The organism is Mycolicibacterium baixiangningiae, from assembly GCF_016313185.1.
Classification (GTDB): Bacteria; Actinomycetota; Actinomycetes; order Mycobacteriales; family Mycobacteriaceae; genus Mycobacterium; species Mycobacterium baixiangningiae.
Genome location: NZ_CP066218.1, coordinates 841,535 through 867,526 on the forward strand (window position 1 = coordinate 841,535; position 25,992 = coordinate 867,526).

The following is a 25,992-nucleotide window of genomic DNA, read 5'->3' on the forward strand; positions in this document are numbered from 1 at the left end:
GAGGTTAGCCGCCGGCGCCCGCTACCTGCGCCGATGTCACGGATTCGTCACTGTTGCCCCAGGTCGCTCCTGGCGGGCGTGGTTAGCCTCGTGCTCATGCCCGAAAGTCCCGTGACGGTGATACTGCCGTGCCTCGACGAAGCGGCGTCCCTGCCGGCGGTGCTCGCCGCACTCCCCGCCGGTTATCGGGCCCTGGTGGTGGACAACAACAGCACCGACGGCACCGCGGAGGTGGCGCGCCGCCACGGCGCCGACGTCGTGCACGAGGCGCACCCCGGCTACGGCTCCGCGGTCCACGCGGGTGTGGTTGCGGCGGCCACCCCGGTGGTCGCGGTGCTCGATGCCGACGGTTCGCTCGACCCGCGGGAACTGCCCGCTCTGGTGGCCGAACTCGACCGGGGCGCGGACCTGGCGGTCGGTCGGCGGCGGGCGGTGCCCGGGTTGCGCTGGCCATGGCATGCCCGCCTCGGCACCGCGGCGGTGTGCTGGCGGCTGCGCCGGCGGCACGGTCTGCCGGTCCATGACATCGCACCGATGCGGGTGGTCCGCCGTGCTGATCTGCTCGCGCTCGGGGTTGCCGACCGCCGATCCGGGTATCCACTCGAACTGTTGGTTCGCGCGGCCGCGGCGGGCTGGCACGTCGTGGAACGCGACGTCACCTACGGCCCGCGCACCGGCGGGAAGTCGAAGGTCAGCGGCTCGTTACGCGGCAGCGTGGTGGCCGCGCTGGACTTCTGGCGGGTGATCGAGTGACGCGGTTGCCCGTGACGGCGCTCGTCGTCGCCAAGGCTCCGGTTCCCGGGCAGGCCAAGACGCGGTTGGCCGTCACCGTCGGGAACGAGATGGCCGCGGTGATCGCCGCCGCGGCGCTGCTCGACACGCTCGACGCGGTCCTCGCGACCCCGGTGGCCGCGCGTGTCGTCGCGTTCACCGGTGACCTCGACGAGGTGCACAACGCCGCGGTGTTGCGCGCCAAGCTCGCCGACTTCATCGTGGTCGGCCAGCGCGGTGACACGTTCGCCGAACGGCTCGCCAACGCCCACCTCGACGCGGCCGCGGCGGTGGGGGACCGGCCGATCGTGCAGATCGGCATGGACACTCCGCAGGTGAGCGCGGATCTGCTGGCCCGGTGTGCGCAGACGCTGCTGGGCGCGGATGCGGTGCTGGGTCCGGCCCGCGATGGCGGCTGGTGGCTGCTCGGCGTGCGGACCGCGGCGATGGCCGACTGCCTGCGCGATGTGCCGATGTCGCGCTCCGACACCGGGGCGCTGACCCGCAAAGCGCTGCAGGACAGGGGGATCGGTGTGGTGATCGTCGACGAGCTCGCCGATGTGGACACGGCCGCGGACGTGGATTTCGTCCGGCGGCGCTGCCCGCAGGGCGGGCGCTTTCCGTTTGCGACCGCGGCGGCGGGCCTGTGACCGATGCTGGGTAACCTCTACGACCGCGCGCTGGACGGGGAACGATGCTGGATCCGCCACGACGACGGTGAGGTGAAGACCCTTCCGGTGCGCAGTTGGCTCGGCGGACGCCACGCCGACCGGCTCTTCGATCGGGCCGTCGTCGCGCTCTGCGAGGGGCCGACGATCGACTTGGGTTGTGGCCCAGGGCGTTTGGTTGCCGATCTGATTCGTCGCGGCATCCCCGCGCTGGGCGTCGACCAGTCCGCCACCGCGGTCGAGCTGGCTCGGCGAAACGGTGCGCCGGCACTGCGCCGCGACGTGTTCGGGGCACTGCCCGGTCTGGGGCGCTGGCAGACCGCGCTGCTGGCCGACGGCAACATCGGCCTCGGGGGCGATCCGGGCCGGGTGCTGCGGCGCGCTGCCGAACTGCTGCGGCCCGGTGGCCGGTGTGTGGCCGAGTTCGACGCCGAAACCCAAGGGGTGCAAGCAAATCTGGTGCGTCTCGAATCGTCGAACACGGTGGGGCCGTGGTTCCGGTGGGCGTCGGTGGGGGTGGATTGCGCGGCCGCGCTGGCGGCGGAGGCCGGGTTGGCGATGACGGGGCTGCATCCGGTCGGGCGGCGGGTGGTCGCTACGTTGGCAGCGCCGTAGACCGTCGTGTCGTCGCGAGCCGGACCGCGTACACCGCGGCGCTGGCCCCGAACATCGCGGCGACCAGGAGCAGCCACCGGCCGAGGAACGGTTCCTGCGTCAGGCCGGTGGCGGCGGTGTAGGCGGGCGCGCCCTGTTCGAGGATGCCGGGGGAGAACACCAGGAAGGTGAGCGCCGAGCCCACTGCGGGCACCCGAAGGTGATTCACGACAGGCACGGGCGCCGAGATGCGTTGGGAAAAGGCGAGAATCCGGTCGGCGAGCGCGTAGAGCGGAAACAACACGAGGTCGTGGACGACGACGGCCGCGACGAACCACACCACGATCGACTGCCACCAGGTACGCGGATTCCACAGGGCCGGAAGGCCGAGCGTGACAATGACGTACCCGAACAACGCGAAGCCGGCGATCAGCGTCAGCAGATGCAGCGGATGCGCTCCGTACACCCTGCGGAAGGCGGTCATCTCAGCCGGTCTCGAAGTCGATGGCGGCCACCCACTTGGTGTTGTGCACACCGGGCAGCGCGGGCACGATCACCCGGGCCGGGAACCCGTGGTCGGGCGAGAGGTCCACACCGTTGACGCGCAGCGCCAGCAGCGCATCGGCATGGGCGATCTGGTTGGCCTGCAGGCGCGCCCGATTGAACGCCCCCCGTCGCTCCACCGACGACACCCGGGCCGACGCCGGTTCGGGCACCCCGGCCAGCGCGGCGAGGTCGCGCAGTCGCACCCCGGTCCACGTCTGGGTGGTCGACCAGCCCTCGACACACGCGATCGGCAGCCGGGCGGTGTGCTGGGGCAGCGCTGCCAGTGCATCCCGGTCGAGAACGACGGGGCGCGGACCGCCGCGCAGCGTGAGCCGCCACGCCGCACCCGTCGCCGCGGTCGTGATGCCGGCGGCGCGGGCAGTGCGGTTGATCTGGAAGTCGCCTGGGCCGTCACCGTAGGAGCGGCCGCGGGGGAGCAGCAACGCCGCCTGCCGGGTGAATCCGCCGATGCTCTGCCCCGCCGTCAGGACCGTCATCAGCAGCGCGCCGCCCCCGACGAGTGCGAGGGCACCGCGCCGGCTGATCGTCGGCGGCGTCGGGTCCACCGGTGCCAGCCCGTCGATGTCGGGTTCTTCCGGCCGCGTGCCGGCGCGGTCGGTGCGCAGCACCTCGAGCAGCGGCATCGATCGCAACCCGGCGCGCATCCGGGGGATCTTGAGCGCGATGTGGACCAGGAAGCCCGCGATGAACACCCACGCCCCGAAGTAGTGCGCGGTGTAGAAGCTGAAGCCGAAGATGTAGTCGTACTGGATGTTGAGCACGCCGGTGACGATCTCGAACAGGATCCCGCCGACGAGCATCAACAGCGAAACCCGTTCCAGCAGTTGGGCGATCGATGTCGCGGGCGGCCAGACGAACAGCTTCGGGATCACCGACCACAACTTGGCCAGCACCACGGGGATCAGCACCAGGCCCAACCCCACGTGCAGCCCCTGGGTGAGCCGGTACAGCCACGCCGGGTCGGTGGGCCAGTCGAACGTCGGCAGTTTCAGCCACCCGACATCGGCGGGGATGGCCTGGCCGAACCGGGGGCCGTAGGCGATGTAGGACAGCAGGCCGGTCACCGTGACGATCGGCAGCGTCACCAGCAGAACCGAACCGAGGACAGAGGTCAACCACAGACCACGCAGCGGGCTGCGCCACCGGAGCGGGCTGCGGGCCGGCGGATGCTCGGGACCCATGCCTGCATTGTGCCGATTCGCATGTGCGGCGCGCACGGCCTTTCAGCGCAGTGTCACGACAATGTCAGCGCGTCAGTTGATCATCCCCGGCGACGCACCGGGGGAGGGGTCTTCGGCGTTCACCGCGGACGATGCGGGACGACGACGGGGGCGGCCGAGGGTCAGCCCGTAAACGGCCGGTCACCAGTTGGTCAGCATCAGATGGCTGATCGCCAGGGCCCCGAGCACGTTGAGCGCCAACCACCACCGCTGCGCGCGCACCGGGAGCAGTGCCCCGGCGGCGACCAGCCACATGGTGAAGGGCAGCCAGATCCGTTCGGTCTCGGCCTTGCTCAGCATGCTCAGGTCGGCGCAGACGATCGACGCCAGCGCCCCGAGCATCAGCACGTGCAGACCCGAGCGGGAGCGGATAGCCGCGATATCGAACACCCGGCCCAGCCCGGCGACGCTGCCCAACCCGATCGCGCAGACGACGGAGGCGAAATTGGCCCAACCCCAGTACTGGAACGGCCGGTCGTTCGCGATGCCCTGCCAGTAGCGTTCCTGCACCAGGTGATAGCCGTCGAACCACCAGAAGCCCGCGACGACGAACACCAGAACGACGGCCAGCGCGGCGCCCGCCGCAGGCGCCAGGGCCCGCAGTGCCGAGCGCCGGTCGGCCGCACACACCAGCACTGCGACCGCGGGCAGCGCCATCAACGCCAGGCCGTAGTTGAGGAAGATCGCCCACCCCAGCAGCAGGCCCGCCCCGACCGCGAAGAGTTCGGGAAACCGTCCGCGCCGCCGCACCGCGAGCGCCAGCAGTGCGATACCCCAGGCGGCGACACCGGCGAAGTAACCGTCGGCCGACACCGCCACCCAGATCGCGGTCGGCGCGACCGCCACGAACGGGGCGGCCATCCGGGCGGTGCGCTCGTCGGCCAGAGCGCGCACGGCCACCAGGATGGCCGCCGCCACACTGGAACCGGCAATCAGGCACAGGAGCCCCGCCCAGGCGCCGCCGCCGAGGCCGATACGGTCCAGCCAGACGAACGTCAGCAGCGCACCCGGTGGGTGGCCGGACACATGGGTGATCCACGAATCGGGCTGGTAGTCGAGGATGCGGCCGGCGAAGGTGCGGACGGCCTCGGGGATGTCGGTGACGGTGGGCACCTGCCGCAGGTATTCGTGGCGGGCGGTCAATCGGCCGGCGAACCCGCGCTGCCAGCCGTCGACCATCGCCAGGGAGAACGCCCACGCCGCCGACGCCGCCCACGTCGTCAGGACCACGGTCCGCCAGTTCAGCCGCAGCGCCAGCGGCTGGCCCCACACGACGGCGCCGACGCCGAGGACGACGGCAGGCACGGTGCCCCACCCGATGTGGGCGTCCCACCAGCCGAACAGGGGCGCGGTGCCGGCGAAGTCGCGGAACCGCTCCGGGGTGGCGTTGATCAGCGGTGTGACGATACCGAGCCCGAGATGGGGCACCACGAACGCCGCGACCACGAGCACCACGCCGCACGCGGCGGCGAGCGTCTCCTTGCGATAGGCCCGCATCGGGCCAGCCTAGGGGCCGCACCGACCAGCGATGTGAACCACGTCACCAGCGATGGAGTTCACGGCTGGTCACCAGCTTCGGTGAAGGAACCGTGACCCGTTGTCAAAGTCGCGTTACGTGCCGGACATATGCGGTCGCCAAGCTGAGTGTTCAGTGCCGTCGTCTGCCGCTGTCCCGCCATCCGAAAAGGAGCGACGACCCATGTCCTATGTGAATCCAGCTCAGTTCGTCACGAAGATGATCGACGCCGGGGAGAGCAAGGCGTTCATGTCGACCCGCGACACGGTGATCCGCGCCTACATGGCGGGGGCCATTCTGGCGCTGGCCGCGGCGTTCGCGGTGACCATCACCGTGCAGACCGGTAACGCACTCGTAGGTGCGATTCTGTTCCCGGTCGGGTTCTGCCTGCTGTATCTGCTCGGATTCGATTTGCTCACCGGGGTTTTCACCCTCGTACCGCTCGCGCTGCTCGACAAGCGGCGCGGCGTGACGGTGCGCTCGATGCTGCGCAACTGGGGGCTGGTGTTCCTTGGGAACTTCGCCGGGGCGCTGACCGTCGCGTTCATGATGGCGATTGTCTTCACCTACGGGTTCTCGGTCGATCCCAACGAGGTCGGCCTGCGGCTGGGGGAGATCGGCCACGCCCGCACCGTCGGATACGCCGAACACGGTGCCGCCGGCATGCTGACGCTGTTCATCCGCGGGGTGCTGTGCAACTGGATGGTCTCCACCGGTGTCGTGGCCGCCATGATGTCGACGTCAGTACCGGGCAAGGTGATCGGGATGTGGATGCCGATCATGGTGTTCTTCTACATGGGCTTCGAACATTCGGTCGTCAACATGTTCCTCTTTCCGTCCGGTCTGATGCTCGGCGGTGACTTCTCGGTGATGGACTACCTGGTGTGGAACGAAATCCCCACCGTCGTCGGCAATCTGGTCGGCGGTGTGGCCTTCGTCGGGTTGACGCTGTACGCCACGCACGCCCGCACCGGCTCCGAGAGGAACCGGCCTGTCGAACCGGAGCAGTTCACCCTTCCGGTGGAGGCGCGCGCATGACCCGCGACCAGATCAGCGCCGAGATCGTGGCGGCGCGGTTGGCGAAACAGCTGACGTGGCAACAACTCGCCGACGCCATCGACAGACCCGTGATGTGGACCATCGCGGCACTGCTCGGTCAGCACCCCATACCGGTGGACTGCGGCAAGGTCCTCGTGGACATGCTCGGTCTCGACGAATCCGCGGTGCCGGTGCTCGCGGCGGTCCCGATGCGCGGGGGCCTTCCCACCGCCGTACCGACCGATCCGACGATCTACCGGTTCTACGAGGTGCTGCAGGTATACGGCGGCGCCATCAAGGAGTTCATCCACGAGGAGTTCGGCGACGGCATCATGAGCGCCATCAACTTCAGCATCGACATCGAGCGCAAGCCGCATCCGGCCGGGGACCGCGTGGTGGTCACGCTCGACGGCAAGTTCCTGCCGTACGACTGGACGGCCGCCGAGGGCTGATCCGATCAGTACAGCTGCTTGCGCATGGTGTCCTCGGAGTAGTACTCGTCGAGTTCGGCCTGCGTCAGATCCGGTTTGAACGTCTTGGCCAGTTGCGCGACGCTCGGCACGGCGGTGGGGTTCCACGACTCCGGCTTCCACGCACCGGAACGCAGAAACGCCTTGGCGCAGTGGAAGAACACCTCCTCGACGTCGATCTCCAGCGCGAGAATCGGCCGCTTCCCGTTGACGGCCATCGCGTCGAAGTAGTCGGCGTCGGCCAGAACGCGGGCGCTGCCGTTGATGCGCAGGGTGTCGCCGCGGCCGGGAATCACGAACACGGTGCCGACACGCGGCCGCTCCAACACGTTGAGGTAGCCGTCGACACGTTTGTTGCCCGGCCGCTCGGGAATCGCGATCGTCCGGTCGTCGATGACATGGACGAAGCCGGGTGGGCCCCCTTCGGCGACACGTCGATGCGGCCTTGCGCGTCGGTGGTCGCCACGAATCCCAGCGACGCAGCGTGTAGCCACTCCTGCTGCACCGACGACAGGTGGGGGCCCACCTTGTTGGCGACGTAGCTGTTGGGATGGCCGACGATCGCGCGCAGTTCGTCGACGGTGGTCACTTCTCGGCGCATACCGCCATCATGCCGATCCGCCGAACCGCGCGCTCAACCCGCGGCGGTCCACCTTGCCGATCCCCCTGCGCGGCACCTCCTCGACCACATGCACCTCACGCGGGGCCGCGGTGGCGTCGAGTTCCGCCGCCACGTGCGCCCGAACCTCCGCCACCGTCGGCGCCGTCGCACCCGCGGCGACGACGATCGCGGCCGCCACCCGCTGCCCCAAACGCTCGTCGGCCACGCCGAACACCGCACAGTCCGCGATCGCGGGGTGGCGGGACAGCACCGCCTCGACGACAGGGGGCATCACCGTCAACCCACCGGTGCTGATCGCATCGTCGACGCGGCCCAGCACGCGCAGCACGCCGCCGTCCAGCGCGCCGACGTCATCGGTACGGAACCAGCCCGCTTCGGCGAACGGGTCGGGCTGCACGCGATTGCGATAGCCCCTCGCCAGGGTCGGCCCGCCGAGCAGGATCCGCGACCCGTCGAGACGCACCCGCACACCGTCCAGCGGCACACCGTCGTAGACGCACCCCCCGGCGGTCTCGCTCATCCCGTAGGTTCGGACCACCGAAATGCCTGCCGCAGAGGCTCTTTCGGCCAAGCCGGCGGGCATCGGGCCGCCTCCGATCAGGACCGCGTCGAACGTGGCCAGCGCGTCGGCGGCGGACGGCGAGCGCAGCACCTTGTCGAGTTGCACGCTCACCAGCGAGACGTACCGTCGTCCCCCTCCCATCGCCGCGACCGCCGACACCAGGTCGCCCGCCTGGAAACCCGCCGGCATCGCGACCGCCCGTTGACCGGCCACCACGCTGCGGACCAGCACCTGCAGCCCGGCGATGTGATGGGCGGGTAGCGCCAGCAGCCACTGTCCGGGACCGCCGAGGCGCGTGTGGGTGGCGTGCGCGCTCGCGGTCAGCGCGGCGGCGGTCAGCATCGCGCCCTTCGGCGTGCCGGTGGTGCCCGACGTCGGCACCACGACGGCGACGTCGTCGTCGATCGGCGCACCGACACCCAGCGCCTCACCCAGCCGCGCGCCGTGCCCGGCGTCGTCGGCCGGTGTCGGCAGCAGTGCGGGACCGCGGCCGCGCACCATGTCCTCGATGACCGGCAGCACCTCGAGCGCCGCGGCGCCGGACGGGACGGCGAGGGCGCGCAGGACGGCTATCCGTCCTCCTCGGGGTCGTGCCCGAGCCGGGCGCGCACCCGCTCGATGTCCGCCGGCGTGGGCATGTCGTCGGTGATCGAGGTGATCATCACGGCGATGTCGACCTGGTCGAACTCACCGCGATCGATGAGTGTCTGCGCCACGGCGGTGACCTCGTCATCGGTCAACTGCCTGCGCAGCAGCGCGAGCAGCGGCACCCGGTCCGGTCCCGGCACCCCCTCGGGGTAGCCGGCCGTGATCCACGCGACGATCCTGACTAGGAAGTTGGGCACTGACGTCACTTTCCCGGGCACGTCACAGACCGGTGTGCCCGCCGGCAGTGATGTTAGCGCTGGTGAGCGCCCGGCGCCGCCGGCCAACGCCGACTGCACGCGGCATGAACACTCGGTGAACATCGCCGCGTCGCCGACGAAAGCCCAGGACACACCCCTGATTCGGATGACCGGTGATTGGTGTTGCGGGTCGCGGCCACGCAGAATGAGGACTCGTGAGTTCCGAGTTGATCATCTTGGTGCTGCTGGTCGCGACAGCACTGGCCTTCGACTTCACCAACGGTTTCCACGACACCGGAAATGCGATGGCCACGTCGATCGCCACCGGCGCGCTGAAGCCCAAGACGGCGGTGCTGCTGGCCGGCGTCCTCAACCTGGTCGGCGCCTTCCTGTCGGTCGAGGTCGCCCTCACCGTGACCACTTCGGTGCTCAAGATCCAGGACAGCGAGACCGGTTCGCTGCTGCCGAACATCGACGCATCCACCGGGCTGACCATCATCTTCGCCGGCCTCGTCGGCGGCATCCTCTGGAACCTGCTGACGTGGCTGTTCGGCATCCCGTCGAGTTCGTCGCACGCCCTGTTCGGCGGGCTGATGGGCGCGGGTCTGGCGGCCATCGGCCTGGCCGGGGTGAACTGGGCCGGCGTCACGCAGAAGGTGCTGATCCCGGCGATCGCCGCACCGGTCATCGCAGGTCTGGTCGCCGGCTGCGGCACCTGGCTGGTCTACCGGATCACCCGCAGGGTGGCACCCAAACGCCGGGAGGGTGGCTTCCGCTGGGGACAGATCGCCACGGCGTCACTGGTCGCGCTGTCGCACGGCACCAACGACGCGCAGAAGACGATGGGCGTCATCGCGCTCGCCCTGATCACCACCGGCCACCTGACCGGCGACGTCGCCGAGGACGGTCTGCCGTTCTGGGTCATCGCCAGCTGCGCGCTGGCCATCGGCCTGGGCACGTACCTCGGGGGGTGGCGCGTCATCCGCACGCTCGGCAAGGGTCTGGTGGAGATCCAGTCCCCGCAGGGCCTGGCCGCCGAAGCGTCGTCGGCCGCGATCATCCTCAGCTCGAGCGCCGCGGGTATGGCGCTGTCCACCACCCACGTCGCGACCGGCTCGATCCTCGGCAGCGGGGTGGGCAAGCCGGGCGCGCAGGTCCGTTGGGCCGTCGCCGGCCGCATGGCAGTGGCCTGGCTGGTCACGCTGCCCGCGGCGGGCCTCGTTGGCGCGCTCGCGTTCTGGCTCTCCCACTCGGTGGCCGGAATGACCACACAACTCGCGGGTGACGGGCTGATCTTCCTGATCCTGGTCGCGCTGTCGTTCTACATGTGGCGGCGCGCGCAGCAGCAGAAGGTCGATCACTCCAACGTCAACGCGGACTGGGACGACACGACCAATTCGGTCGTGCCCGCGGATGTTCGCGAGGCCCCGAAGACGTCCGCCGCCGTCTGACCGATCGAAGGAATAGTCGTGAGCTATCTGGAAAGCATCCTGCGTGTGCTCGGGGTGGGCCTGCTCCTCGGTGCCGGTCTGCCCGCGTTGTTCGCCTACGGGCTGGTGGCGTACTCCGCCGGAGCGGGCAACACTGACGCCGACGGCACTGTCCACGCGCCGAACCCCGCGCTGAAATTCGTCGGCGTGGCGCTGTTCACGATCGTCGCGGCGGTGATCCTGCTGGCGCTGCTGTGGATCACGAGGTCGACGATCGAGCATCACGTCGGTGTCAACCTGTTCCCGTTCGCCAAGTGAGGGTGTGGTGATGACTGACAACGCCGGCATGATGGACAAGGTGCTCACCTGGCTGCGCGAGGGCTACCCGCAGGGTGTCCCGCCGAAGGACTACTTCCCGCTGCTGGCGCTGCTGAAGCGATCGCTCAGCGAGGAAGAGGTCGTCCGGGCCGCGCAGTCGATCCTGCGGTCGAGCGACTCCGAGACCGTCACCGAGCACGATATCCGCGCCGCCGTGCACGAGGTGATCGCCAAGGAACCCAATCCCGAAGAGGTGCAGCAGGTCGCGGCGCGGCTGGCCTCGGTCGGCTGGCCGTTGGCCGCACCGGTTCGCTGACGCTCCTCAGCCGCGGGTGTCGCGGCGCAACGGATGGTCGTCGGGCACCTGCACGAAGATGAGCGTCACACCGTCGGGATCGTTCACGTGCATCTCGTGCAGCCCCCAGGGCTCCTGCCGGGCCTCCCGGGAGATCTCGACCCCGCGTCCGCGTAACTCGTCCTGGACCGCGTCGATGTCGCGCACCTGCAGCCACAGCGCACCGCACGCGTCAGGGCCGCCGTGGGCGGCCAGCTCGATCAGCGACTGGCCCGCGTAGAACACGGTGCCGCCGCCGTATTCACGGGCGACCGCGAGCCCGAGGTCGTCCCGGTAGAAGCGAAGCGACCGCTGGTAATCCGTGGGCCGGAACAGCACCCGACTGGCCAGGATCTCCATGGGCTCTGTCTATCACGGCGGTCAGGCGCCCGGCTGCACCTGCTGGCGTTTGACGATCGCGTTCAGCCACGTCGGCGCCAGCGAGTCGACGGCCCTTGCGGTCACGGCCATCCGCGGAGCGATGCGCACCGGCCGGCTGCGCGCCGCGTCGATCATCCAGTCGGCGGCCTCCTGCGCACTCAGTCCCGGCACCCCGTCGTAGGCCCGCGTCGGCGCGATCATCGGTGTCTTCACCAGCGGGTAGTACAGCGTGGTCGAGTGCACACCCTTGCCGGCCCATTCGGTTTCGATGACCCGGCTCACCGCTGACAGCGCCGCCTTGGAGGCGTTGTAGACGGCGAACAGAGGTGAAGCCTCGCTGAACACACCCCAGGTCGCGACGTTGATGATGTGGCCGTCACCGCGCTCGATCATGCCGGGTGCCAGTCCGCGGATCAGCCGCAGCGGTGAGTAGTAGTTCAGTGTCATCGTGCGTTCGACGTCGTGCCAGCGGTCCAGCGATTCGGCCAGGGGCCGGCGAATCGACCTGCCCGCGTTGTTGATCAGGATGTCGACGCCGCCGAGTTGGGTTTCCACCTCGGCCACCAGCGCGTCGACCGCGTCGAGATCCGACAGGTCGCACGCTCGCGCGGTCGCAGCGCCGCCGGCCTCGGTGATGCGTGCGACGAGCGCGTCGAGCAGGTCTTGTCGGCGGGCCACCGCGACGACCGTGGCGCCGCGTCGGGCGAGCTTCTCCGCCGCGGCCTCACCGATGCCGGAGGAGGCGCCCGTCAACAGGATGCGCTTGCCGGCGAGCTCGATCGATGAACGCGGCTGCAGGAACTGTTCGGCCATCGAGGGCCGCATGCTGGTCAGCATCAGGCTGTCGGACAGGCGGCGCAGCGGGTTCTTGCTCACTGGAGGAGTCTAGTTCCCGGCGACTTGTGCACGGTTTGGAGCGCTGACCGCTCCAAACCGTGCACAACCGACCGTCAGATCGCTTCCTCGCTGAGCTTCCACAGCCGCTCTGCCGATTCCGGGTCGACGGCGTAGCGGGTGACGCCGACGGTCATCTCGAACGGACCGCTCCCGAAATCGCCATCCATGCTGACGGGCTCGGTGATGTCCTCCAGTGGTGCGATGTCGTTGTTCTGCAGATACACCCCGCCGATGTCGGCCAGCAGCGGACTCGTCGCGGCCCACACCGTCGTCGAGGCGCCCTGTTGCGGTGTCTTCATGTCACGGTCGGGGTCGATGACCGGCTGTCCGGCATCGTCGACGAGACCCATGGCGCGCCAATCGTCCTCGGTCAGCCACGGCGCCAGGTTGGTCCCGAAGATTCCGCCGGGATGCAGGGCATACCCGCGGATGCCGTCATCGGCGAAGCGCCGGTCCAGTTCGACCGCGAACAAGACGTTGGCGGTCTTGGACTGGCCGTAGCCGATCATGCCGTCGTACGGACCGACCTCGAAATGGGGATCGTCCCAACGGATATCGGACAGATGGTGGCCCCATGACGATAGGTTGACCACTCGTGCGCCGCCGGCGGACCGCAGCGCGGGGAGCAGTGCCCGGGTGAGCTGGAAGTGGCCGAGATGGTTGGTGGCGAAGTGGGATTCGTAGCCGTGAGTGTTCCGTACCAGAGGCACTCCCATGATTCCGGCGTTGTTGATCAGCATGTGCAGCGGCCGACCCGAGTCGAGGTAGCGCGCGGCGAAGGCCTCGACCGACGCCGGGTCGAGCAGATCGAGTTCGCCGACCTCGACGCGGTCGATGCCGGCGACCGCCGCGGCGGCGCGGCGGGGATCGCGGGAGCCGACCACCACGGTGGCGCCCGCCGCGCTCAGCGCGCGGGTGGTTTCGCGGCCCAGGCCGACGTGGCCGGCGGTGACGATGGCGGTGCGGCCGGACAGATCGATGCCTTCGAGGACGTCGTCGGCGGTGTTCGCGGCGGTGAATCCTGATCCCAAGGGGTGCTGTTTGTGTGTCATGCCCGGAACAACATCGGGGGTTGGCGACTTCGCATGATCGTGAGTCCGCGTTTTCTGCGCGACAGTACGGAGCCTAGGTGGACGATTCCACCGCCTCGCGATGGATGCGCAGCATCGCGACGAAGGCGAACACAGCCGCCAGCGCCCCTGTCGCGATCTGAACAACAGAGCGCCGGCCGCCGCGATCACCCACCACCGGACGCCCGGATCAGCTCCTCACTGAGGGCCCAGAGGCGCTGCGCCGCCTCGGGGTCGACCGCGTACGGCGCGACGCCGAGGTTGGAGTCCTGGGGACCGGCGGTGATGTCGGTGTCGAGTGCGGTCACCGCGCCCACCGGCGCCACATCGCAGTTCTTCAGGTACACGCCGCCGACGCCGTCGAGCAGCGGGCTGGTCGCCGCCCACACCGAGGTCGCCGCACCCTGCTGCGGCGTCTTCATCTCACGCTCCGGGTCGAGGATCGGCTCGCCGGCATCGTCGACCAGACCCATTCGGCGAAGTTCGTCGTCGGTCAGCCACGGGGCGAGATTCGTACCGAAGATCACGCCGGGGTGCAGCGAGTAGCCCCGGATGCCGTCGCCGGCCCAGCGCCTGTCGAGTTCGACGCCGAACAGGATGTTCGCGGTCTTGGACTGCCCGTACCCGAGCATCCCGTCATATGGTCCGGTCTCGAAATGCAGATCGTCCCAACGGATGTCGGAGTAGTGGTGCCCGCCGGACGAGACGTTGACCACGCGGGCGCCGTTCGCATCGCGCAGCGCGGGAAACAGCCCGAGCGTCAGCTGGAAATGACCGAGGTGGTTCGTCGCGAATTGCGCTTCGTAACCGCGTGGGTCGAGGGTCCGCGGTCCGCCCATGATGCCGGCGTTGTTGATCAGCATGTGCAGCGGCCGCCCGGAGTCGCGAAAGCGGTTGGCGAAGGCGTCGACCGATACCGGATCCAGCAGATCGAGCTGCTCGACCTCGACACCGTCGATTGCGGTCAGCGCGGCCGCGGCCCGGTCCGGGCTGCGGGACCCGACCACCACGGTGGCGCCCGCGGCGCTCAGGGCGCGGGTGGTCTCGAGCCCGAGGCCGACGTGGCCACCGGTCACGACGGCGGTTCGGCCGGTCAGATCGATGCCTTCGAGGACGTCGGCGGTGGTCGAGGCGGCGGTGAATCCTGATCCCAAAGGGTGTTGGTTGTGTGTCATGCCTGGAATAACCACGCCGAACACGGGCTTTCCTTGAGCATGCGTCCCCACTTTTTGCGCGACAGTACGGAGACGTCGACCGATCAGCTCTCTGACGTACTGCGGCTGGTCGAGGTGAATAGTGTGATCTCCGGAGGGTTCGGGGTCGCAGGCGCCTGGTCGACGCGTTTCGAACTGTCATCCCCGCTGAAGTTCGTCGCCATGGTGGCCGGCCGCGCGACGCTGGTGGCCAACGGCGTGAGCGGCCCGATCGACATCGGAACCGGCGACGTGGTGGTCCTGAACCGCCGGTCGTGGGCGACGATGAGCGGGGGACCGGACGGGCTGGCCAGGCAGTTCGCGCTGACCGAGCCGAACACCTTCGTGCGCATCGACGACGGCGACGACGACGTCATTCTCGGCGGGCACATCGACGCGAACCGGGTGGGGATGGACCTGCTGGCGGCCGGCCTGCCGCCGGTCCTCCACGTGCGGGCGTCCGCCGCCGACGCCACGCACCTTCGCGAAACCCTCGAACGCATCTGGGAGGAGGCGACCGCCCGGCGAGTCGGCGCCGAGTTCGCGATCAACCAGCATGCACAGTTGCTGGTGCTCACGCTTCTGCGGGCGCACCTCTCACAGGCCGACGAGCTTCCCGTCGGTTGGCTGCGTCTGCTGGCGGACGAGCGACTACGGGCAGCGGTATCCCTGATGCACACCGAGCCCGGACGGCAGTGGCGGCTGGACGAGCTCGCCCGCGTCGCGATGATGTCACGCACCGCGTTCGCCGAGCGGTTCCGAGACGTGGCCGGGTCACCGCCGCTGGCCTACCTCAGCGCCTGGCGGATGCGGCTCGCCCAGCGCGCGCTGCGCGACGGCGACGTACGGATAGGGCCGTTGGCGGTCGAGCTCGGGTACACCTCCGAGAGCGCATTCAGCACGGCGTTCAAGCGGGAGGTCGGGATGTCGCCGCTGCGCTACCGCAACTCGTCCGTCTGAGTGATTTGGGCGCGCTTACATGCGCCAGGCGTCGATCACCGCGCCCGAATCGCCTCAGAAGTAGCGCGGGAACGCAGACCAGTCCGGGTCGCGCTTCTCCAGGAAGGCGTCGCGGCCTTCGACGGCCTCGTCGGTCATGTAGGCCAGCCGCGTGGCCTCCCCGGCGAACACCTGCTGACCGACCAGCCCGTCGTCGATGAGATTGAACGAGAACTTCAGCATCCGCACCGCCTGCGGTGACTTGCCGTTGATCTCGGCGGCCCACTGCAGCCCCTCGTTCTCGAGTTCGGCGTGGTCGACGACGGCGTTCACCGCGCCCATCGCGTACATCTGCTCGGCGTCGTACGCGCGGCCGAGGAAGAAGATCTCGCGGGCGAACTTCTGGCCGGTCTGACGGGCCAGGTACGCGCTGCCGAAGCCGCCGTCGAAGCTGCCGACGTCGGCGTCGGTCTGCTTGAAGCGCGCGTGCTGTTGGCTCGCCAGCGTCAGGTCGCACGTGACGTGCAGGCTGTGCCCACCGCCGGCCGCCCACCCGTTCACCAGGCAGATGACCACCTTCGGCATGAACCGGATCAACCGCTGCACCTCGAGGATGTGCAGGCGGCCCGCGCGTGCGGCGTCCACGGTGTCGGCGGTCTCGCCGTCGGCGTACTGGTAGCCGCTGCGGCCGCGGATGCGCTGGTCACCGCCCGAGCAGAACGCCCAGCCGCCGTCCTTGGCCGACGGGCCGTTGCCGGTCAGCAGCACCACGCCGACGTCGGGCGACATCCGGGCGTGGTCGAGCACCCGGTAGAGCTCGTCGACGGTGTGCGGCCGGAAGGCGTTGCGCACCTCGGGCCGGTCGAACGCGACCCGCACCGTCGGCTGCGGTGTGCCGTCGACGACGTGGCGGTGGTAGGTGATGTCGGTCAGATCGAACCCGGGGACCGGCTGCCAGACCGACGGGTCGAACGGGGTGTCGCTCATGGCAGGAAACCTACGTGATCGGGTCGAAGCGGAAGACGGCGCAGCGGCCGGCGAGCGCCTCGAACTCCTCGGGGGTCGCCTCGGTGACCAGTCCGGCGTTCTTCATGAAGTCGACCCCGGTGGGCACCAGCGTGGGGAACTCGCGAAGCAGGGGCCGGGCCTCGTCGTCGGACATCTCCACCATCCGCGCCCGCTCGCTGCGGCGGTTCTTCGTCAACGTCACCTCAGGGTTTGCCCGAGCGTTGCGCACCCAGTCCGCACCCGGAAAGCCGCCCACCACATAGCGTTTGGCGTCGACGTACATCGGCGTGATCGGTGTGGACCGCGGCCGCCCGCTCTTGCGGCCGGTCACGGTCAGGATCAGCGGCCCCTCTTTACCGAAGATCGGCAGTCCCAGCTTCGTCGAGGCGATCACCACCTTGTTCATCGGCTTGAGCCACCACGGCGGCCGGATGCGTTCCTCGGGCATATCCCTCCTATACCTTTATTCCGATGTCTGCCAGCGCATCGCGCAGACCGGTGGGACGCTGCTCGGTGGGCAGCGGGTCGACGAGCAGGAACCGGCAGCCCACGTCGCGCGCACCGCCGTCGGCCTCATCGCTGTCACCGATCATCACCGCGTCCGATGCGTCGACCCCCAGCCGTGACAGTGCGGTGGTGAAGATCTCGGGCGACGGCTTGGTCGCGCCGACTTCGTACGACAGCACGAACTCGTCGACGTCACTGTCGGCGCCGACCGCGGCGAAGGCGGGCCGCACGTCGAACGCGATGTTGGACACGACCGCGGTCTTGATGCCCTGCCTGTGCAGGCAGGCGAGGACCTCGGCGGTGTCGGGATACGGCGTCCACGACGACGGATCGATCACTCGCCGGTAGAGCTGCTCGGCGTGGTGGTCGGCGAGTCCCGACTCCCGAAGCACGTGCAGGTAGGCCTCGCGGTGCAGATGCGGGGCGAGGTCGCGGTTGACCCACGCGTGGTCGGCTTCCGGGGTCATCTTCACCGTGCGTCCGGTCGGCGCGGTCAGGCGACGCAGCAACTCGGCCTGCACGTGCCCGTCGATCTCGCGGGAGTGGACCTCGATACCGGTGAACCAGCTGTCGTCCTCCTCGAGGCGGAAGAGTGTTCCGGAGAAGTCGAACAGCGCTGCTCGTACAGTCATCTCCGCCATGGTGCCACGTCATCCGCGGCGGATGCGAGCCAGTTTGTCCGACAACACCTCTCGTTCACGCGCATTGTCGGTCAGTGCGGCGGCCCGGTCGAATTCGGTGGCGGCCTCGTCGGTGCGGCCCAGGCGGGCCAGCAGTTCACCGCGCACGCTGGGCAGGAGATAGGAGTCCTCGAGTCCGGTGAGCCCGTCGACGATCTCCAGTGCCGCCGCCGGTCCGGAGTCCATCGCGACGGCGACGGCGCGGTTGAGTTCGACCACGGGTGACGGGGTGATCTGCAGGAGGGCGTCGTAGATGGTGACGATGCGGTGCCAGTCCGTCTCGGCGGTCGACGGGGCGGTGGCATGGCATTCGGCGAGCGCGGCCTGCAGCGCGTAGGGACCCCAGCCGGTGCCGCGCCGGTCGATGGCCGCGGCCGCGCGGTGCAGTGCGGCCACTCCCCGGCCGATCTGGCCGCGGTCCCATTTGGTGCGGTCCTGGTCCTCGAGCAGGACGGGGCGGCCGGTGCTGTCGGCGCGGGCCGCGAATCGCGACGTCTGCAACTCCATCAGCGCGACGAGGCCGTGTGCTTCGGGTTCGTCGGGCACCAGGGCGGCGAGGATGCGGCCCAGCCGTAACGCCTCGCGGCACAGTTCGTCACGGATCCAGCGCTGCCCGAACGACGCCGAGTAGCCCTCGTTGTAGATGAGGTAGATGACGCTCAGTACCGTCGACAGGCGTTTCGGGTACTGGTCGCGGGGCGGCACCTCGAACGGGATCTGCGCCTCGGCCAGCGTCTTCTTGGCTCGCACAATCCGCTGTGCCACGGTGGCTTTCGAGGTGAGGAAGGCCCGGGCGATCTCCTCGGTGGTCAGCCCGCCGACGACGCGCAGGGTCAGGGCGATCTGGTTCTCCCGCGACAGCATCGGGTGGGTCGCGACGAAGATCAGCCGCAACACGTCGTCGTCGATGTGGTCGGGATCCCACGCCGGTTCGTCGAGCCGGGTCTCCAGGTCGCGGGCGATTTCGGCGTACTTGGCGCCGAGGGTGTCCTGCCGCCGCCAGTGGTCGATCGCCTTGCGCTTGGCGACGGTGGTCAGCCAGGCGGCGGGGTTGCGCGGCACCCCGGACGACGGCCACTGCGAGAGCGCGTCGACCAGGGCGTCGGCGGCGAGGTCCTCGGCCATGCCGACATCGCCGACAGTGCGGGTCAGTGTGGCGACGATCTTGGCGGCTTCCATCCGCCACACCGCATCGACGGTCTCGCGAATCTCGGTGTCCACAGCGGCCACGTTAGCGGTCACCGTTCGCGCCCGGGCCCGACCGCTACGACTCCTGCGCCGATAGTGCTTCGGTATCAGCGACTTTGGCGCGGTGACGGCGAGGGGAGGCGCCGTGCGCGGTGCCTCCGGACCGCAGGGTCAGCCTCGCACGCGTTCGACTGCGACGCGCTGGATCTTCTCGCCTTCGATGTCGACGTTGGGCACGAGCCGGTCCAGCCAGGGCGGTAGATACCAAGCCCGTTCGCCCAGCAGGGCCATGATGCTCGGGACGATGACCATGCGCACCAGGAAAGCGTCGAACAGCACGGCTGCTGCCATCGCGAAGCCCACGCTCTTGGCGACGGTCTCGGGCGAGAGCATGAAGGCGGCGAACACCGAGATCATGATGATCGCGGCCGCGGTGACCACCCTGGCGCCGTGCTGGAAGCCCACGGCCACTGCGGTGCGGGCGCCCTCGCGTGTCTGCGGCCCGTGGATGTACTCCTCGCGCATCCGCGTCACGAGGAACACCTGGTAGTCCATGGCCAAGCCGAAGACGATGCCTATCAAGAACACCGGAAGAGGGAGGTTCGATACCGCGACATGATGAACAGCGAATAGTCGATCGACACCGCGATCCCGATCATCGACGCGATCAGCAGTGACGAGGTGTCCAGGTTGGAGAAGAATGTCGACCCGGTGATGAGCGCTACCGAAATGCCCACGCCGAAGATCGCGGTGATGATGGGGACGGTGGCGGCGACCAGTGACGCGAACGCGATGACCATCACGATCAACGCGACGCCGAAACCCATCGCCTCACTGGCGCCCTGCTGTGGTGGCTGGCCGTTGAAGATCGTGCCGGTGGCTTCGACCGTCAGGCCGTCGTCACGCCCGGACTGCAGGACCTCCTTGAAGGCTTCGACGGTGGCAGCATCGACGTCGGTGAACTTCTGGTCGTACACGACGTCGACATAGGTGATCGTGCGATTGCTGTTCACCTGCGCCGCCAAAGCCGGGGTGCTGAGCGGATTCTGGATCGACTGCGGTGCGGCGAGGTGGTCGAGACCGCGCAGTCGCTGAACCAGAGCGTCGAGCGCTGCGGCCATCTGCGGGTCGTCGAGCCGCGTACCGGCGGGCGTCTGGATGACGACCTTGGCCTGCGCAATCTCCTGCATGTCGCCCTGGCCGGGGAACTTCTCATCGAGAAGGGTTGCCGCGCGGTCCGTTTCAGTTCCGGGTAGTGAGAAGTCCATCTGGTAAGGCTTGGCCAGGAGCGTCGAGGCGCCGGCGGCGAACAACAACACCACCCAGAGGGCGATCATCAAGAGCCGATGACGGAACGCGAAGTTGCCGATCCGATAGAGCAGCGCTGACATCGGCGCTACCGTCCTTCCACTGATGCCGACTATTCACGCCCCTACCTACCCCGCGGCGGCGCGGTGGAATCTGTCCTGGGCCTACACGAAAGCGACGTTGTCGCTGATAGCCGGGCGCATACACACCCAATCCCCCCAGAGACAGATGGGGCGGGTGTGACGTCAGCCCACCGCCCGCGACGCGCCCTCCCAGAACTGTGCCCGCACGGCCTTCTTGTCCGGCTTGCCGAGCCCGGTCAGCGGCAGCGCGTCGGCCACGACGACCTGCTTCGGCGTGTGCACCGACCCCTTGCGTTCCTTGACCGCGGCCTGGATTTCGGCGGTCATGGTCGCCACCGACTCGTCGTCGGACCCCGTACCGCCGCGCAGCACCACCACCGCGGTGACCGCCTCGCCCCACTTGTCGTCGGGCGTCCCGACGACGCACACCTGCGCCACCGAGGGATGTTCGGCGATGACGTCCTCGACCTCACGCGGGAACACGTTGAAGCCGCCGGTGACGATCATGTCCTTGACCCGGTCGACGATGAACCAGAAGCCGTCCTCGTCCTCGCGGGCCATGTCGCCGGTGCGCAGCCAGCCGTCCTTGAACGTCTCCGCGGTGGCCTCGGGCAGTCCCCAGTAGCCGCCGGCCAGCAGCGGACCGCTGACGCAGATCTCGCCGGCTTCGCCCTGCGGCACCGGTTTGCCGTCCTCGCCGAGAAGGGCGGTGCGCGCGAACAGCGTCGGCCGCCCGCATGACGACAACCGCTGCTCGTCGTGGTCGGCCTTCGACAGGTAGGAGATCGCCATCGGCGCCTCGGACTGTCCGTAGTTCTGCGCGAAGATCTTGCCGAACCGCTCGATGGCCTCGGCCAGGCGTACGGGGTTGATCGCCGAGGCGCCGTAATACACCGTCTCCAGCGACGACAGGTCACGGGTCCGCGAGTCCGGGTGGTCCATCAGCGCATACAGCATCGACGGCACCACGAACGTCGCCGTGATCCGTTGCTCCTCAATGGTCTTCAACACCTGACCGGGGTCGAACTTCGACATCACGTACATCTGCCCGCCCTTGACCACCGTCGGCAGGAAGTATGCGGCACCGGCGTGCGAGAGCGGCGTGACCATGAGGAACTTCGGGTTCTCCGGCCAGTCCCACTCGGCCAGCTGAATCTGCGTCATCGTCGTGGTCGCCTGGCTGGTCATGATGACGCCCTTGGGTTTACCCGTGGTACCCCCGGTGTAGGTCAGGCCGGTGATGTGGTCGGGTGCCAGGTCCGCCGCGACGAGCGGACGCGGTGAGTACTTGTCCGCCTCGGCGTTGAGGTCGACCACCTTCGCGCCGGATTCGGCGAGCTCGGCGGGCACCGGTCCGATGGTGAGGACCTGCTCGAGCGAGTCCACCTTCGAGAGCAGGCCCAGTGCCCGCTCGGTGAACATCGGATTGGGATCGATGATCAGCGAGGTCACGCCGGCGTCGGTCAGCACGTAGGCATGGTCGTCCAGCGAGCCGAGAGGGTGTAGTGCCGTGCGGCGGTATCCCTGGGTCTGTCCGGCGCCGACGATCATCAGCACCTCGGGCCGGTTCAGCGACAGCAGCCCGACGGCGGCGCCGGTGCCCGCTCCGACCGCCTCGAACGCCTGAATGTACTGGCTGATGCGGTCGGCGAGCTGGCCGCCGGTCAGCGTGGTGTCGCCGAGGAACAGCAGCGGCTTGTCGCGATGGCGCTTCAGCGCGCCCGCGAGCAGGTGGCCGGAGTGGATGGGGTGGCGCAGCAGATCGTCACTCATGGGCCTAAGACTAGAACGTGTTCCAACTTTGTAGCCAGACCCAGGTTGGATCGAGCCGAACTCAGAAGCGAGTGGGAACGCGACCCTGTTCGCGCAACCATCCGGCGCGCGCGGCCGGATACCACGTGAACGACGCGGGCACGTACGCCCACCCCGTGCGGACGGCGGCACGGAGCGCGCGGTAGCGGCGTTCGTCACCCCGCGTCCACCGGATGCCGAAGCGTCTACGCACCACAGGAGGGAGGCCGCCGAAGATCACCAACCGCATCGGGGGCGCCAGTGCCATCCGCACCGGCAGGGTCGGCAACAGCGCGTCGGACAGCGGGCGTAGACGCGGGTGAGTCGGGTAGTCGGGTGAGGCACTCATGTCCGGGATCGCGCGCCTGCCGATGAACTCGATCAGGTAGTCCGAGGCGGGGTTGGGCTGCAGCACCTCGTGGCAGTAGCGCTCGACCTCGCGCTCGAAGGCGGCCCGGTCCGCCGGGACCACGGTTGCCGTCATGCCGTAGCGGCGGTACCACTCGCAGCCCTCGGCGTAGATCTGTTCGCTTTCCTGCGCGGTGAGGCCGTGAGGGTCCCAGTGCAGCGCAATCCGGTCCACCATCCGCTGGAAGGTCGCGTGCGCCCACCAGAAGGTTTCCGGATTGAGGGCGTGATACCGGTCCCCGCCAGCCAGTGTGCCCTTGATGTCGTGGTGGAAGTCGCGGACTCGCAGACCTGTCGCCTCGGCGTCCGGGCCGTCATACACGGTGCCGAGAATTCCTGGGAGGGAACGGAACACTCGATCGACCGGGTCGTCGAAGAAGTCGGAATGGTCGATCAGACCCTGCCCGATGGCGGGATGCATGGTCTGCAGCAGACCAGCCGTGCCGCCCTCGAAGGCGATACGCATGTCTCCGGCCCACCGCCACAGCAGCGAGGACGGCCCGAGCGCGGTGCCCTCAGCAGGGGAGTTGGCCGATGCCATGCTGCTGCTCTCCGAAGTACTTGTCCAACAGTCGCGCACTGGAGCGCTCCCCCCAGCGCTCCAGGTGTTCCCTTCCGCGTCGGGTGCGTGAAAGCACCTGATAGCGAACGGTGTTCCTGGCGATCACCGGTAGCACCGCCCAGGGTAGTGCGTGAGGCAGATGCAGATCATCCATACCCTCTGCGCGCAGGAAGTATCGCAGCATGCTGAGCAGCCGCGCACGCTGGTAGGCGCCGCGTACCCTCGCCAGATTCGGGTAGTGCAGGGCGCGTTGCGCATCGACGATTGCGTTGGCCAGCGCAGGTCCGGCCGCCGTCACGGTCGATTGTGTGACGAGCAGGTGGTAGTTCAGGCGATGTTGCTGAGCTTCGTTGTCGCACAACCAGTCTTCGTCAACCCCCATCAGCCAGCCGACGTACTTCCACATGTGCATGATCGCGCGCGACTCCTCGGGGCTGACCCGTACGCCCAGCATCCGCACTCCGAGGAGCAGTGCTCCGTTGAACAACCCGAGTGTCGCCGCCTGGTCCGTCTGATTGATCGGGAGTCCCCACCGCTCGATGTCCCAGCGGCCGTTCGTCTCGAACTGGTGATTCACCAGCGCATGCATGAGCCGCACGTGGACGGTGAGTTTGAAGCCCTCCCCGTCGCGACGCATGGCGTCGGGCTGGGAGACGGCGACGGCCCATTTCTGCGTCTCCGCGAGTCGCCGCACGGTCTTGCGGCCGGTCAGTCCACCGGTTTCGACAAGCAGGTCCGTCGGTCCGCCGAACCGGTAGCCCCCGATGAGCGAGAGCTGCAACATCACGTCGGCCGCGTTGGTGCCGAGGCGCCGGTACGCCGCTGCGCCGCGGTCGACGAGGTCGAAATCGACCCAGGTGGGTGTGTCTTCGACGACCGCGAAGAAGTCACGCAGCGCAGCGGGGCACCCGGGCACGCAGGCGGCGCCGTGGTCGAGGGCGTCTTTGAACTGCCCCATCGTCACCCGCTCCGCCTGATCGGGGTCGGCCGGCTTCATCGCCGCGACCAGCGCGGCTCCGAGTTCGTCGCGATGCCTCAGCCGTTGCCCGATCAAGCCGGTCAGCTCGGGGTCCAGGCGCACGGTCCGGGTCAGCACCCGTAGCGGTCGGCCCAGGCGGCGGTTACGCCGCTCGGCCTCCATGAAACGCCGGGGGTATGCGGTGGCTGCCTCCTGTGTCACCATGGCGCCATGGTCACACGAGCGATCATTCGCGTTCAATTCGCGTTCGCATGAGAGGCGACGCGTCCTCCCGGTTGCGACGGGCCCCTCGTCAGGAGCGGTCCCGCGCGATGGTCGACCGCATTCTCGACGCGGGTGAGCAGGTGTTGATCGCTCATGGTTTCGACGGTGCTTCCACCAACCGCATCGCCAGTGCGGCGGGCATCAGCCCGGGATCTCTCTACCAGTACTTTCCCAACAAGGACGCGATCGCGGCAGCTGTCATCGACCGGTTCAGCGATCAGTTGTCGGCCCGCGTGGCGGCCAGGGTCTCGGAGCGGTTGGACCAGCCGGCGCCCGACTATGTGCGTGAGTCGATCGCTGCGCTCGTCGACGCGCTCGACGTACACCCGGAGTTCCTGCGGGCGGTGATGGAGCAGACGCCGCGGCTGGGCGCGGGGAGCAAGTTGGTCGCCTTCGAACAGCGCATCGGCGAACTCACGATTGCCTATCTGACCATCAACAAGCAGCAGGTCAGATCCGATGCACGACTGGACACAGCGGCATGGATGCTGGTGCGGATGGTCGAACATCTCTGTGTGCGTTACATCCTCGACCAGCCTCCGATCGAGCGTGAGACGTTCATCGACGAGATCACGCTCATGGCGCTCAACTATCTGCGACCTTGGGCGTCTCCGCCGCAGGACTGCTTCGGCCCGACCGGCTGAAGGCGGGCGCGCGGTCCGCCGAGCCTCCTGCACGAACGCGAATTGAAGACGAGCCTCTGCTCGTGTCAGCCTTCGCGCCATGCTCGGTCGACGAGTTTGCCGGTTTCGTCGCCCAGCGCCTAAGTGAATGTGCATACTCGTTTCCGACGGGGCGATGACTCATCGGCATCCTCAGTCATCGGGTGGTCGATCTCGTCGGTAAGACGGCCAGAGAGCAGGAATCTCGCATGAATTGGTGTCGTGAACATCTCTTCAGCACGAGCGTTGAGGCCTGATGTGAATGAGTATTCGTCACAGGTAGCACCGCGTGACAGTGCCGACACCATCGCCGACTGGGCCGGTGGCTACCTCAAGCGGCACCCGCTGGCTTCGCTGGCGACCGTCGGCGACCAGTTCGTCCTGGGCGCCCGCACCGTGCAGTTCTTCGTCATCGACCTCTTCACCGGCCGGTTCCAGTGGCAGGAGTTCGTGCGGCAGGGCGCCTTCATGGCGGGTACCGCCGTGCTGCCGACCGTCCTGGTCGCGCTTCCGATCGGTGTCACGCTCTCCATCCAGTTCGCCCTGCTGGCCGGACAGGTCGGTGCCACCTCGCTCGCCGGGGCGGCGAGCGGGCTTGCGGTCATTCGCCAGGCGGCGTCGCTGACCGCGGCGATTCTGATGGCCGCGGCCGTCGGTTCGGCGATCACTGCTGACCTCGGCTCGCGAAAGATGCGCGAAGAGACCGACGCGATGGAAGTGATGGGCGTTTCGGTGATCCGCCGTCTGGTGGTGCCCCGTTTCGCTGCCGCGATCATGATCGGCGTGGCGCTCACCGGAATGGTGTGCTTCGTCGGCTTCCTCGCCAGCTATCTGTTCAACGTGTACTTCCAAAACGGCGCCCCCGGCACCTTTGTCGCCACCTTCGCCTCTTTCACGACGACCGGTGACATGGTTGTCGCTCTGGTGAAAGCCGTGATCTTCGGGGCCATCGTCGCCGTGGTGTCCTGTCAGAAGGGGCTGTCCACGAAGGGCGGTCCCACCGGCGTCGCGAACTCGGTGAATGCCGCGGTGGTGGAGTCCATCCTCATCCTCATGGTCGTCAATGTCGTGATCAGTCAGCTGTACATCATGTTGTTCCCGCGGATCGGGCTGTGAC

The 25,992-nt window shown here is 68.4% G+C and carries 28 protein-coding genes and 2 pseudogenes; 11 read left to right on the plus strand and 19 right to left on the minus strand.

The features are described from left to right. The first annotated feature begins 96 nt into the window (after positions 1-96). The 3 genes from I7X18_RS04015 to I7X18_RS04025 are packed head-to-tail and all read left to right on the plus strand — an operon-like array spanning position 97 to position 2,054. Positions 97-753 (plus strand): glycosyltransferase family 2 protein, encoded by a 657-nt coding sequence (locus I7X18_RS04015; RefSeq protein ID WP_193044442.1) that lies wholly within the window; start codon positions 97-99, stop codon positions 751-753. Next, complete coding sequence (locus tag I7X18_RS04020) at positions 750-1,421, plus strand: TIGR04282 family arsenosugar biosynthesis glycosyltransferase (protein WP_193044441.1); 672 nt, start codon at positions 750-752, stop codon at positions 1,419-1,421. Before I7X18_RS04015 ends, I7X18_RS04020 begins: the two co-directional genes overlap by 4 nt. 3 nt (positions 1,422-1,424) lie before the next feature. Continuing rightward, complete coding sequence (locus I7X18_RS04025) at positions 1,425-2,054, plus strand: methyltransferase domain-containing protein (RefSeq protein ID WP_193044440.1); 630 nt, start codon at positions 1,425-1,427, stop codon at positions 2,052-2,054. Here the strand turns inward: I7X18_RS04025 and I7X18_RS04030 are convergent. The 3 genes from I7X18_RS04030 to I7X18_RS04040 form a co-directional block, all read right to left on the minus strand. After that, entirely contained in the window at positions 2,035-2,517 is a 483-nt protein-coding gene (locus I7X18_RS04030) for a hypothetical protein (protein WP_193044439.1), read from the minus strand. The genes I7X18_RS04025 and I7X18_RS04030 overlap by 20 nt on opposite strands. Position 2,518: 1 nt before the next feature. Next, on the minus strand, positions 2,519-3,781 hold the full coding sequence (locus I7X18_RS04035; RefSeq protein WP_193044438.1) for a molybdopterin-dependent oxidoreductase: 1,263 nt from the start codon (positions 3,779-3,781) through the stop codon (positions 2,519-2,521). A gap of 180 nt (positions 3,782-3,961) precedes the next feature. Beyond that, positions 3,962-5,317 carry a hypothetical protein gene (locus I7X18_RS04040; protein WP_193044437.1) on the minus strand — a complete coding sequence of 452 codons (1,356 nt, stop codon included), beginning with the start codon at positions 5,315-5,317 and terminating at the stop codon, positions 3,962-3,964. 202 nt (positions 5,318-5,519) lie between these two features. Here I7X18_RS04040 and I7X18_RS04045 point away from each other — a divergent pair, with 202 nt between their 5' ends. Both I7X18_RS04045 and cynS read left to right on the plus strand, forming a co-directional pair. Further along, positions 5,520-6,374, plus strand: a complete 855-nt coding sequence (locus tag I7X18_RS04045; protein ID WP_193044436.1) for a formate/nitrite transporter family protein — start codon at positions 5,520-5,522, stop codon at positions 6,372-6,374. Continuing rightward, on the plus strand, positions 6,371-6,826 hold the full coding sequence (gene cynS, locus I7X18_RS04050) for a cyanase (protein WP_193044435.1): 456 nt from the start codon (positions 6,371-6,373) through the stop codon (positions 6,824-6,826). The genes I7X18_RS04045 and cynS overlap by 4 nt, the downstream gene beginning before the upstream one ends. 5 nt (positions 6,827-6,831) lie before the next feature. On the opposite strand, the pseudogene I7X18_RS04055 reads toward cynS, so the two are convergent. The 3 genes and pseudogenes from I7X18_RS04055 to I7X18_RS04065 form a co-directional block, all read right to left on the minus strand. Beyond that, positions 6,832-7,445: pseudogene (locus I7X18_RS04055) on the minus strand (pyridoxamine 5'-phosphate oxidase family protein). 7 nt (positions 7,446-7,452) lie between these two features. Then, entirely contained in the window at positions 7,453-8,529 is a 1,077-nt protein-coding gene (gene menE, locus I7X18_RS04060; RefSeq protein ID WP_232375480.1) for an o-succinylbenzoate--CoA ligase, read from the minus strand. A gap of 68 nt (positions 8,530-8,597) precedes the next feature. Next, positions 8,598-8,873, minus strand: a complete 276-nt coding sequence (locus I7X18_RS04065; protein WP_193044434.1) for a DUF3349 domain-containing protein — start codon at positions 8,871-8,873, stop codon at positions 8,598-8,600. 215 nt (positions 8,874-9,088) lie between these two features. Between I7X18_RS04065 and I7X18_RS04070 the strand changes: the two genes are divergently transcribed. Genes I7X18_RS04070 through I7X18_RS04080 form a run of 3 tightly spaced genes read left to right on the plus strand, consistent with a single transcriptional unit; the run spans position 9,089 to position 10,937 of the window. After that, positions 9,089-10,324: an inorganic phosphate transporter gene (locus I7X18_RS04070; RefSeq protein ID WP_193044433.1), complete on the plus strand. Its 1,236-nt coding sequence runs from the start codon at positions 9,089-9,091 to the stop codon at positions 10,322-10,324. Positions 10,325-10,342: 18 nt separating this feature from the next. Further along, positions 10,343-10,621, plus strand: coding sequence for a hypothetical protein (locus tag I7X18_RS04075; protein WP_193044432.1), 279 nt, complete (start codon positions 10,343-10,345; stop codon positions 10,619-10,621). A 10-nt stretch (positions 10,622-10,631) separates the two neighbouring features. Beyond that, complete coding sequence (locus tag I7X18_RS04080; protein WP_193044431.1) at positions 10,632-10,937, plus strand: DUF3349 domain-containing protein; 306 nt, start codon at positions 10,632-10,634, stop codon at positions 10,935-10,937. Between the two features lie 6 nt (positions 10,938-10,943). Here I7X18_RS04080 and I7X18_RS04085 read toward each other — a convergent pair whose 3' ends face one another. From I7X18_RS04085 to I7X18_RS04100, 4 genes are all read right to left on the minus strand, one after another. After that, a complete protein-coding gene (locus tag I7X18_RS04085; protein ID WP_193044430.1) occupies positions 10,944-11,315 on the minus strand; it encodes a VOC family protein in 372 nt (123 codons plus the stop codon). A gap of 21 nt (positions 11,316-11,336) precedes the next feature. Beyond that, entirely contained in the window at positions 11,337-12,212 is an 876-nt protein-coding gene (locus tag I7X18_RS04090) for an SDR family oxidoreductase (protein WP_193044429.1), read from the minus strand. A gap of 74 nt (positions 12,213-12,286) precedes the next feature. Further along, entirely contained in the window at positions 12,287-13,285 is a 999-nt protein-coding gene (locus tag I7X18_RS04095) for an SDR family NAD(P)-dependent oxidoreductase (protein WP_193044428.1), read from the minus strand. 185 nt (positions 13,286-13,470) lie between these two features. Beyond that, the gene (locus tag I7X18_RS04100; RefSeq protein WP_332522612.1) at positions 13,471-14,457 is read right to left on the minus strand and encodes an SDR family NAD(P)-dependent oxidoreductase; all 987 of its coding nucleotides are present in this window, start codon (positions 14,455-14,457) and stop codon (positions 13,471-13,473) included. A 144-nt stretch (positions 14,458-14,601) separates the two neighbouring features. On the opposite strand from I7X18_RS04100, the gene I7X18_RS04105 reads away from it, so the two are divergent. After that, positions 14,602-15,456 (plus strand): helix-turn-helix domain-containing protein, encoded by an 855-nt coding sequence (locus I7X18_RS04105; protein ID WP_232375406.1) that lies wholly within the window; start codon positions 14,602-14,604, stop codon positions 15,454-15,456. A gap of 54 nt (positions 15,457-15,510) precedes the next feature. On the opposite strand, the gene I7X18_RS04110 is transcribed toward I7X18_RS04105, so the two are convergent. The 9 genes and pseudogenes from I7X18_RS04110 to I7X18_RS04145 all read right to left on the minus strand — a co-directional run bounded on the left by I7X18_RS04110 (position 15,511) and on the right by I7X18_RS04145 (position 24,153). Continuing rightward, positions 15,511-16,422, minus strand: a complete 912-nt coding sequence (locus tag I7X18_RS04110; protein WP_193044426.1) for a 1,4-dihydroxy-2-naphthoyl-CoA synthase — start codon at positions 16,420-16,422, stop codon at positions 15,511-15,513. A gap of 10 nt (positions 16,423-16,432) precedes the next feature. Continuing rightward, positions 16,433-16,891, minus strand: a complete 459-nt coding sequence (locus I7X18_RS04115; protein ID WP_193044425.1) for a nitroreductase family deazaflavin-dependent oxidoreductase — start codon at positions 16,889-16,891, stop codon at positions 16,433-16,435. Between the two features lie 7 nt (positions 16,892-16,898). Then, complete coding sequence (locus tag I7X18_RS04120) at positions 16,899-17,591, minus strand: HAD family hydrolase (RefSeq protein WP_193044424.1); 693 nt, start codon at positions 17,589-17,591, stop codon at positions 16,899-16,901. A gap of 9 nt (positions 17,592-17,600) precedes the next feature. Beyond that, positions 17,601-18,809, minus strand: coding sequence for an RNA polymerase sigma factor (locus I7X18_RS04125; RefSeq protein ID WP_193044986.1), 1,209 nt, complete (start codon positions 18,807-18,809; stop codon positions 17,601-17,603). 180 nt (positions 18,810-18,989) lie between these two features. Beyond that, positions 18,990-19,412: pseudogene (locus I7X18_RS29930) on the minus strand (MMPL family transporter); the annotation flags it as partial. Beyond that, positions 19,397-20,209 (minus strand): MMPL family transporter, encoded by an 813-nt coding sequence (locus I7X18_RS04130; protein ID WP_319017966.1) that lies wholly within the window; start codon positions 20,207-20,209, stop codon positions 19,397-19,399. The gene I7X18_RS04130 and the pseudogene I7X18_RS29930, both read right to left, overlap by 16 nt. A gap of 162 nt (positions 20,210-20,371) precedes the next feature. Further along, positions 20,372-21,982, minus strand: a complete 1,611-nt coding sequence (gene fadD8, locus I7X18_RS04135) for a fatty-acid--CoA ligase FadD8 (RefSeq protein ID WP_193044423.1) — start codon at positions 21,980-21,982, stop codon at positions 20,372-20,374. 61 nt (positions 21,983-22,043) lie between these two features. After that, positions 22,044-22,949, minus strand: a complete 906-nt coding sequence (locus tag I7X18_RS04140) for an oxygenase MpaB family protein (protein ID WP_193044422.1) — start codon at positions 22,947-22,949, stop codon at positions 22,044-22,046. Continuing rightward, on the minus strand, positions 22,924-24,153 hold the full coding sequence (locus tag I7X18_RS04145; RefSeq protein WP_193044421.1) for an oxygenase MpaB family protein: 1,230 nt from the start codon (positions 24,151-24,153) through the stop codon (positions 22,924-22,926). Before I7X18_RS04145 ends, I7X18_RS04140 begins: the two co-directional genes overlap by 26 nt. Before the next feature lie 107 nt (positions 24,154-24,260). On the opposite strand from I7X18_RS04145, the gene I7X18_RS04150 reads away from it, so the two are divergent. Continuing rightward, on the plus strand, positions 24,261-24,857 hold the full coding sequence (locus I7X18_RS04150) for a TetR/AcrR family transcriptional regulator (protein ID WP_226862935.1): 597 nt from the start codon (positions 24,261-24,263) through the stop codon (positions 24,855-24,857). Positions 24,858-25,133: 276 nt separating this feature from the next. Further along, a complete protein-coding gene (locus tag I7X18_RS04155) occupies positions 25,134-25,991 on the plus strand; it encodes an MlaE family ABC transporter permease (RefSeq protein WP_193044419.1) in 858 nt (285 codons plus the stop codon). Position 25,992 lies beyond the last annotated feature (1 nt).